This is a genomic window from Micromonospora sp. WMMA1996 (assembly GCF_002573675.1).
Classification (GTDB): domain Bacteria; phylum Actinomycetota; class Actinomycetes; order Mycobacteriales; family Micromonosporaceae; genus Micromonospora; species Micromonospora sediminicola.
This window is the reverse complement of record NZ_PDHU01000001.1, coordinates 3,523,909-3,533,224: the sequence shown is the minus strand read 5'-3', so window position 1 is coordinate 3,533,224 and position 9,316 is coordinate 3,523,909. Positions and strand designations below refer to the sequence as shown.

Annotated in this window: 5 protein-coding genes; 4 read left to right on the top strand and 1 reads right to left on the bottom strand. The window is 74.7% G+C overall.

What is annotated here, in order from left to right:
- Nucleotides 1-252: 252 nt before the first annotated feature.
- Nucleotides 253-3,483 (top strand): Ig-like domain-containing protein, encoded by a 3,231-nt coding sequence (locus COO58_RS16100; protein WP_098745561.1) that lies wholly within the window; start codon nucleotides 253-255, stop codon nucleotides 3,481-3,483.
- Between the two features lie 63 nt (nucleotides 3,484-3,546).
- On the opposite strand, the gene COO58_RS16095 is transcribed toward COO58_RS16100, so the two are convergent.
- Nucleotides 3,547-4,593: a zinc-dependent alcohol dehydrogenase family protein gene (locus COO58_RS16095; protein WP_098745560.1), complete on the bottom strand. Its 1,047-nt coding sequence runs from the start codon at nucleotides 4,591-4,593 to the stop codon at nucleotides 3,547-3,549.
- 172 nt (nucleotides 4,594-4,765) lie between these two features.
- On the opposite strand from COO58_RS16095, the gene COO58_RS16090 reads away from it, so the two are divergent.
- The 3 genes from COO58_RS16090 (at nucleotide 4,766) to COO58_RS16080 (ending at nucleotide 9,311) form a co-directional block, all read left to right on the top strand.
- Complete coding sequence (locus COO58_RS16090) at nucleotides 4,766-6,040, top strand: cytochrome P450 (protein WP_091578770.1); 1,275 nt, start codon at nucleotides 4,766-4,768, stop codon at nucleotides 6,038-6,040.
- 167 nt (nucleotides 6,041-6,207) lie between these two features.
- On the top strand, nucleotides 6,208-6,669 hold the full coding sequence (locus COO58_RS16085) for a helix-turn-helix transcriptional regulator (protein WP_098745559.1): 462 nt from the start codon (nucleotides 6,208-6,210) through the stop codon (nucleotides 6,667-6,669).
- A 179-nt stretch (nucleotides 6,670-6,848) separates the two neighbouring features.
- Nucleotides 6,849-9,311, top strand: a complete 2,463-nt coding sequence (locus tag COO58_RS16080) for a nitrate- and nitrite sensing domain-containing protein (protein WP_141561900.1) — start codon at nucleotides 6,849-6,851, stop codon at nucleotides 9,309-9,311.
- The last annotated feature ends 5 nt before the right edge of the window (nucleotides 9,312-9,316 follow it).

Here is a 9,316-nt window from a genome sequence, read left to right as displayed (position 1 = left end):
GGTTGGCGGCGACAAAACGGGCGGATCGAGCGGTCAACTTCATGATCGACGGGGTGGGTGGGGTGGGGTGGGGTGGCCGATCGGTGGAGGGGGGCCACCGGTGTGGGCGGAATTGATGTCTGGCGGTCGATTACCGGTGCGGCGGCGTATCGCGAGAAGTCCTTGCCTCCTACGGTGACGTCCGGCACGCGGACGGACGGACTCGGGAACCACCCGAGGGCGCCGTCCCGGCGGACAGGGAGAGTTGTCTCGATGCGAGTTTGGAGTCGTGCGGTCGCGGTGCTCGCCGCCGGCGCGGTCGTGGTGGCCGGAGTGCCGGCGATCGCCGGCACCGTCACCGTCCGGGACGCCGGCGCCACCGGGCGCGGCGGCGCGGAGACGTTGGGTGGCAGCGCGGCGATCGGCGCCGCCCGTACGGTCGCCACCAGGGCGCAGGTCACCCCCGGGGACACCCGGCTGGTGCCGTCCACGCCCCGCACCGACACGCCGCAGATCACCAACGGCGAGATCACCGACATCGAGGTGATCGGCAACCGCGTCTTCATCGCGGGCACCTTCACCTCGATCGCGAACGTCGGCGGGACGGCGATCGCCCAGAAGTCGCTGGCCTCGTACAACCTGGACACCGGGAAGGTGGACACCGGCTTCCGGCCGACCATCGACGGCGCGGTCGCCGCCGTGGAGGCGTCGCCGGACGGGTCCTCGCTCTACATCACGGGCTCGTTCAACACGATCAACGGGGTCACCAAGCGCAAGATCGCCCGGCTCAACCCGACCACCGGCGCGCCGGTCGCGGCGTTCACCGCGAACGCGAGCGCGCGGGGGACCGCGCTGGCCGTCAGCCCCACCGCCGTCTACGTCGGTGGTCAGTTCGCCACCGTCAACGGCGTCGCCCGCAGCGGCCTGGTCGCGCTCAACCCCACCAGCGGCGCGGTCGACACCGCGTTCAACCTGCCGCTCACCGGCGGCATCGGGGTGGGCGGCATGCTCACCGTGCAGCAGCTCAAGCTCACCCACGACCGCAGCAAGCTGCTGGTCGTGCACACCGGGCGGCAGATCGCCGGGCAGGACCGCTACGGCGTGGCCCTGATCGGTACGGCCAGCAAGGCCCTGCTGCCCTGGCGTACCCGGCTGTGGGAGGACAACCTGTCCTTCGTCGGCGGGATCCAGCGGGTCTTCGGCGGCGACATCGCGCCGGACGACTCGTACTTCGTGGTCACCAGCGGCTCGGGCGGCGACCGTCCGCCGATCAACGACACCGCCATCGCGTACCCGTTGACCGGGAACGACCACGTCGAGCCGCTCTGGATCTCGCGGCACTTCGACAGCATCTACTCCGTCGCGATCACCGCCACCGCCGTTTACGTCGGCGGGCACTTCAGCTGGCAGGAGTCGCCCACCTCGAACGTGCCGTGGCCCGGCCTGGACAACGTCGGCTACGGCACCGGTCAGGGGCTCAGCGGCTACGGCCTCGGCGACCAGGTGGTGCGCCGCGACCACCTCGGCGCGCTGGACCCGATCACCGGCACGGCGTTGGAGTGGAACCCCGGCTCCAACTCGTACGAGGGGGAGAAGGCGATGCTGGCCACCTCGCGCGGCCTGCTCGTCGGCGGTGACGGCAACACCAAGGGTGGCAAGACCACCGGCCGGGTCGCGTTCTTCGACCTGTCCAGGGAGCCCGCGCCGGCGCCGCTGGACACCACCATCACCACGCCGATCGAGGGCGCGGTGAAGCAGGCCGGCGAGTCCTTCGCCATCGGCGGCCAGGCGCTCGCCCCGGCCGGCGTGGCCAAGGTCCAGGTGGAGATCCAGGACCGCAGGAGTCGCAAGTACCTCCAGGACGACCTGACCACCTGGGGCGCGTCGAACAGTGTCCTCGCGACCCTGGCCAGCCCGAACGCGACCTCCACCACGTGGACCCTGCCGGTGTCCCTGCCCGCCGGCGAATACCAGTTGCAGGCGAAGACGTTCGACCGGAACAAGGCCGGCGACACCACCAAGGCGATCAAGAAGATCGAGGCGTTCCGCTTCGACGACCTGCCGCCGTCGACCCGGATCAGCTCGCCGGTCGCCGGCCTGCTCGCGACGAAGAGCTTCGTCGCGACCGGCACCGCCACCGACGACAAGGGCGTCAACGCGCTGGTCTACTCGTTCCGCACCTCGGACAACCGCTACCTGCAGGACGACGGCACCGTCGCGCCGGTCTACAACACCTTCCGGGGTGAGCCGGACGTGATCGGCGCGGTCTCCACCACCTGGCAGTTCGAGGTGACGCTGCCGGCCGAGGGGCAGTGGCGGATGGCCGCCACCGCCGTCGACACCGCCGGGCAGAGCGACCTGCGCGGCGACACCCGGGACTGGACGGTCTCCGCGACCGGCGTCCCGCCCACCGTGGCGATCACCGCGCCGGTGGCGATGACGCCGCCGACCGCCGCCGCGCCGCTGACCGTCGCGCCGGGCGCCACGGTCACGTTCGCCGGCCGGGCGAGCGACGACGACGCCCTGAAGTCGGTCGAGATCTACCTGCGCAACAACACCACCCGCGAGGCGCTGGCGGCGGACGGCACCTGGGGGGCCGACTCGGTGGCCGCGTACCACCGGATCTCCCCGCTGAACCTCGACGCGGCGACGTTCGACTGGTCCTTCACCACCGTGCCGCTCACCCCGGGCGTCTACGACTTCCGGGTACGCGCCACCGACAAGCTGGGCCTGACCACGTCCACCGGCAACCTGGGCCGGCTCACCGTCACCGCCCAGGTGCCCGGCGACGCCTTCCCGAACGGGCTGCTCAGCTTCACCGGCGTGAACCAGGACGTCGACCGGCTGCACCTCGACCTGAGCGGCAGCGCCACCGACGACAAGGGCGTACGGGCGGTCCGGGTGGCGCTGCGCGACCTGGACACCGGCCGGTACGTGCAGCCCAACGGCACGATGGCGGCGGCGTTCGCCACCGTCGACGCGACGCTGGCCGCGCCCGGCGCGACGAGCACCGCGTTCACGCTCGCGATCGACCTGCCCACCAAGGGCACGTTCACCGTGGAGGCGTGGGCCGTGGACACGGCGGGGCAGCAGGACGGGTCGACCACCGGCGCCACCGCCCGGTACCTCGTCTACCCGGGTGACCTGGACCCGAGGCTGGAGCCGAGCGTCACCCCGGTCGAGGGGCAGGCCTACACCGGCGGCCGGATCGTGGTGAGCGGCCGGGCGGTCGACGACGTCGGGATGCAGCGGGTGGAGCTGCAGATCGCGAACACCGCCGGGCAGGGGATGAACGCGTCCGGCACGTTCAGCAAGCCGGGCACGGCGGGCAACTACCCGTGGATCGCGGCGTTCCTCACCAGCCCGGGCTCGCCGGGGTCGAACTTCGCGTACACGTCACCGGTCATCCCGGCCGGCACGTACACGGTGACGATCCGCGGCATGGACAACCACGGGCAGTACCAGCAGCCGCCCCGTACCGTCTCGGTGACCGTGACGGACTGAGCCGGTCGGTCGCGGGCCGGTCCGCGTCGGGGTTTCCCGACGTCGGGCCGGCCCGCGGTCGTGTCAGGGACGGATGAGGCACATCCCGGCGGCGGTCGGACGGTCCATGGTGGCCAACGCCTGCGGCGCCGCCGCGAGGTCGATGGTGCGGGTGACCAGCTCGCCGGGGCGCAGCACCCCGCCGGTGACCAGGCGCAGCATCTCCGGGTAGGCGTGCGCCGGCATGCCGTGGCTGCCGCGCAGCTCCAGTTCGTACGCGATCACCAGGTCCATCGGCAGGGCGGGCCGGCCCTGCGCCGCGGGCAGCAGCCCGACCTGCACGTGCCGACCCCGCCGGCGCAGGCTCTCGACGGAGGCGACGCAGGTGGCGTGGCTGCCCAGCGCGTCGAGCGAGAGGTGCGCGCCGCCGCCGGTCGCCTCGCGGACCGCGGCGGCCACCGCGCCGGGGCCGCCCAGCGCGGCGCCGTCGAGACAGACCGCGGCCCCGCAGCGCCGGGCCAGCTCCAGCGCGGCGGGCGCCACGTCGACCGCCACCACCCGGGCGCCGCTCGCCGCCGCGATCATCACCGCGGACAGGCCGACCCCACCGCACCCGTGTACGGCCACCCACTCCCCGGCGGCCAACCGGCCCTGCCCGACCACGGCCCGGAACGCGGTGGCGAACCGGCAGCCCAGCGCGGCGGCGGTGAGGTCGTCCAGGTCGTCCGGCAGCCGGACCAGATTGACGTCGGCGTCGCGCACGGCCACGTGTTCGGCGAACGACCCCCAGCCGGTGAAGCCGGGCTGGGTCTGCCGCTCGCAGACCTGCTGGTCGCCGGCGAGGCAGGAGGGGCAGCGCCCGCAGGCGCAGACGAACGGCGCGGTGACCCGGTCGCCGGGCCGCCAGCCGCGCACCTCCGCGCCGACGGCCACGACCACGCCGGCGAACTCGTGCCCGGGCACGTGCGGCAGGCGGATGTCCGGGTCGTGGCCCTGCCAGCCGTGCCAGTCGCTGCGGCAGAGCCCGGTCGCAGCGACCCGCACGACCACCCCGTCGGGCGTCGGCGCCGGATCCGGCACCTCCCGGACCTCCGGCGCCACCCCGAACTCCTCGATCACCACCGCGCGCACCTCCCGATCCTGCCACCCCCGCCCCTCACCGCCGGAAGGGAGGCGCAGGGGGCAAGGGGCGGGGTGCAGATTGCGCGCGAGCGGCAGAAATATATCGATGTCCACGGATGTTGACGCGTGTTCGTCCGATAGCGCACGGTAAGGAAAGTGACCGGTACGTGAGGAGGCGGCCATGCGACTGGATCCGTTCACGGGGGCCTATCTCACCGACCCGTCCGGCGTGTGGGCGCGACTGCTGGCCGACGGCGGCGGGGTCCACCACGACGACGAGCTGGGGCTGTGGCTGATCACCCGGCACGCCGACGTGCGGCGGGCGCTCGCCGACGCGCGTACGTTCGGCAACGCCCTCACGCTCGCCCCGGTCTACGACATGTGCCCCGAGGCGTTGGCGCTGGTCGCCGAGATCGACGCCCCGCCCACCACGGCCGCGGCGGACCCGCCGGTGCACCCGCGCACCCGTCGGGCGCTGCGCGTCACGTTCGCCAACACGACCGAGCGGGTCGAGCAGCGGTACGGGCGGATCGTCCGGCGCCGGGTGGACGAGCTGGTGGCGCGGCTGGCCGCGCGGGCCGGCGAGCGGGTGGACCTGGTCACCGGGTTCACCGCCGAGCTGCCGCTGCTGGTGCTGCTCGACATCCTCGGCGTGCCCGCCCGGGACGTGCCCCGGATCCGGGCCTGGGCGGACGGGCAGATCGCGTTGGTCTGGGGGCGGCCGGACCCGGCCGAGCAGGTCCGTCTGGCGGGCGGGCTGCTGGAGTTCTGGCGCTACTGCCAGGACCTGGTCCGGCGCCGGCTCGACGACCACGGCGCGAACGGTCGAGGCGGTGACGACTACGTGGACGAGCTGTTGGCGTACCGCGGTGGCGACGACGCGGTCCTCACCGTCGCCGAGGTGTCGAGCATCGTGTTCAACCTGCTGGTGGCCGGTCACGAGACCACCGCCGGGCTGCTCGCCCACGCCCTCGACCACGCGCTGGCCGACCCGGACCGGTGGCGGGCGCTCGCCGAGCGGCCCGACGAGGTCGCGGCCTTCCTCGCCGAGACGCTGCGCTTCGCGCCCGCCATCGACGGCTGGCTGCGGATCACGAACCGGCCGGTCACGCTCGGTGGCGTCACGATACCGGTCGGCGCGCGGTGCCTGTTGCTGATCGGCGCCGCCAACCGGGACCCGTCGGTGTTCCGGCACCCGGACCGGTTCGACCCGGGGCGGCCGGACGCGCACGACCACCTCTCGTTCGGGCACGGGCCGCACTTCTGCATCGGTGCGGCGCTGGCCCGGCTGGAGGCGGGTGTCGCCCTCACCCGCCTCGCCTCGGCGTTGCCCGGTCTGCGTCCGGCGCCTCGCGGTGACCGCGTCTTCCGGCCCAACCTGGCCTTCCGCGCGCACCGTGGCCTGCCCGTGGTGGTGGATCCGGCGGTGCGCTCCGAGTCGCGTCCGGCGGCGTGACCGCGCGCCGATGGGGACGTCGACCGGCCACCGTCGACGGACACGGAGCGCAGTCGTGTCTTCACACCCGCGCGTCCGTGGGTTAAGAATGACCCCCTGCGAACGCCCAGTCATCACCCGCCCTCGATCTGCTGCCGGCGCCGCTCCGGCGTCGCGAAGGTGAGCACATGGATCGCACGCCCGCGTCGAACGCCGATCCCGCCGCCGCCAGCCGGCAGTTCCGGGCCGAGCTGCGCCGCTGGCGGACGCGACGCGGCCTGACCCAGCGGACGCTGGCGGAGCGGGTGCGGTTCAGCCGGGAGACGGTCGCGGCGGTCGAGTCGGGCCGGCGCTTCGGCAGCCAGGAGTTCGCCGTCCGGTGCGACGAGGTGCTCGCCACCGGCGGTCGGCTGGCGGACCTGTGGCCGCGCGTCGCGGCGGAGCAGTTGGCCGCGGACGGGCGGCGGGGGCCGCGGTCGGCTGAGGTGGCGGGCTGGGAGCCGGCCGGTCCGCCGCCGGCTCCGCGGCGCGACCCCCGCGATCCGCAGGCCGTGGTGGCGGCCATCGACGAGCTGCGGGAGCTGATCGGCCAGGTGCTCGCACAACCCGGGCCGGAGGGCCAACCGCCGTCGGCGGCCGGCCGGCACTGACCTCCGCCGCCTCCGGATCCCCGGGTTCGCCCCCGGCGTCGCCAACTCCGGGTACAGATGCTGGTACGGCCTGTTTGTACCACGAGCGGGTCTGGCCTCCGCGCACGCCGTCCGGCGCAATGGGACGTGCAATCCGCAAATGCAGATAGAACTTTGCCGATCAGTGCGGGGAGTCAGCAGTGGCGTCGAGCACGAGGTCCCACGCGGCCCGACCCTACCCGACCCGCCGCCGCCGGTGGCGGATCGGCGGCCGGATGCGCCTCATCGTGGCCGCGCCGCTCGTCGCCGTGATGGGCTTCGCCGGCCTGGCCCTCACCGAGAGCGCCCGGCAGACCTCCCGCGCCAGCGACCTCGGCCTGCTGGCCCAGCTCGGCGCCGAGGCCGGGGACCTGGCCCACCGGTTGCAGTACGAACGGATCGTCGCGGCCGACCTGCTGACCCGGGGCGCCCCGGAGCAGCAGGACGCCTTCGCCGACGCCACCACGGCCACCGACGCCGCGGTCGCCGGCTACCGTCGCCGGCGCGCCGAGGTGCCCTCCGGCGCCGCCGCCGAGCGGGCCGTGCTGCCGCGGATCGACGCGGCGCTGGACAGCCTCGCCCCGCTGCGCGCCCAGGTGCGCACCGCCGAGCGCGCCTCGGTGTCGGCCATGACGTTCAGCTACCGCATCGTCATCGCCGACCTGCTCGGCCTGCGCGAGAGCGTCACCCTCGGCGTGGTCAACCCGCGGATCGCGGACGGCATCCGGGCCTCGGCCGCGCTGTCCAAGGTGGCCGAGGCGGTCGGCCAGCAGCAGGTGGCGGTGCTGCGGGCGGTCACCGCCGGCCAGGTGACCCCCGCGTTGCAGCAGGACATCACCGCCGCCCGGACCGGTGTCACCGAGGCGAGCCTCGCGTTCCTGGCGTTGGCCCGGCCGGCCTGGCAGGGCTGGTGGGAGCAGGCCGGCAGCGGCGAGAGCGCGCTGCGGCTGCAACGGCTGCTGGACCAGGTGGCCCGCACGGCGGCGGGCGACCGCCTGGAGCTGGATCTGGGGACCTGGCTGACCGCCACCCAGCAGTGGGCGGTACGCCTGGCCGAGCTGCGCCTGCGGGTCGACGGGACGGTGCTCGACGACATCCGCGCGGCCCACACGGACCAGCGGCGGCGCACCGTCGTCGAGGCCGCGGCCACGGTGCTGGCCCTGCTGCTGACCGCGCTGGTGACCTGGGCGGTGGCCCGCCAGATCACCCGGCGGCTGCGGCGGCTGCGGGACGCGGCGAACGCGGTCGCGTTCGAGCGACTGCCCCAGGTGGTGGCCCGGCTCCAGGAACCGGACAGCGCCTCGGTCGACCCGGACGAGCTGGCCCGCCGGCAGGCCGTCGACACGCTGGAGGTCTCCGGCGACGACGAGATCGGCGAGGTCGGGCAGGCGTTCAGCGCGGTGCATCGGGCGGCCGTGCGGACGGCGGCGGAGCAGGCGGTGATGCGGGCCAACACCGCGGAGATCTTCATCCACCTCAGCCGCCGGGAGCAGCGTCTGGTCGACGCGGTGCTGGCCCAGGTGGACCGGGTCGAGCGGGACGAGACCGACCCCGACCGGCTGCACCAGCTCTACGCGCTGGACAACCTCGCCACCCGGATGGGCCGGATCAACGCCAGCCTGCTCGTACTGGGCGGTGTGGGCGTCGGCCGGGTACGCCACCACGACGTGCCGTTGCCCCAGGTGCTCCAGGCCGCGCAGAGCCAGATCGAGCACTACGCCCGGATCCGCCTCGGCCTGGTCGACGGCGACGTCGCGGTCGCCGCCGAGTCCGTCGACGAGGTGGTGCACCTGCTCGCCGAGCTGATGGAGAACGCCACCGGCTACTCCCCGCCGGCCACCGAGGCCTGGGTGACCGGCCGCAGCCTCGGCGACCGGGTGATCGTCCAGATCAGCGACGAGGGCGTCGGGCTGCCCCCGCACCGCCGGCAGCAGCTCAACGACCTGCTCGCCCGGCCGCCCGCCATCGACGTCGCCACCGTCCGGGCGATGGGGCTGGTCGTGGTGGGGCAGCTCGCCACCCGGCTGGGCGCGGCCGTCCAGCTCCGGTCCGGGCCACGCCGCGGCACCATCGCCGAGGTGGCCCTCCCGGCCGCGTTGACCCGGCCGCTGCCGCCCGAGGAGTTCCTGCTCAGCCCCGAGCGGCCGTCCCGGCGGGCGGCACGCACCACGGTCGCGTACCCGCCCGGGCGGGCCACCGTCGCGCCCGTCGCCCCGCCGGCGCCGCAGCCGTGGGCCGGCGGACCGGCCGCCGAGCGGGCGCTCCCGGTCGCCCCGGTGTTCCGGGCCGCGCCCGGCGGCGGCGCCCCGCCGACCGAGGAGCCGGTGATCTTCGCGCAGGTCAACCACTGGTTCCAGGGCGACCGGCCGGGCGTCGACGGCACGCCGTGGTCCGGTCCCGCGGACGACGCCTGGCAGTCGGCGGCGCGGGTCGACGAGCCACGGGTCGCCGGCACCACCACCTCCGGGCTGCCCCGGCGGCAGCCGCAGGAGCACCTGGTGCCCGGCGGTGTCCCGGCGCCCCGGCCGGCCACCGACCACCGGGACCCGGCCCGGGTGGCCACCGCCATGGCCGCGTACGCCCGCGGCGTCGCCGGCCGCCGGGCCAACCTGATCACCCACTGACCCGA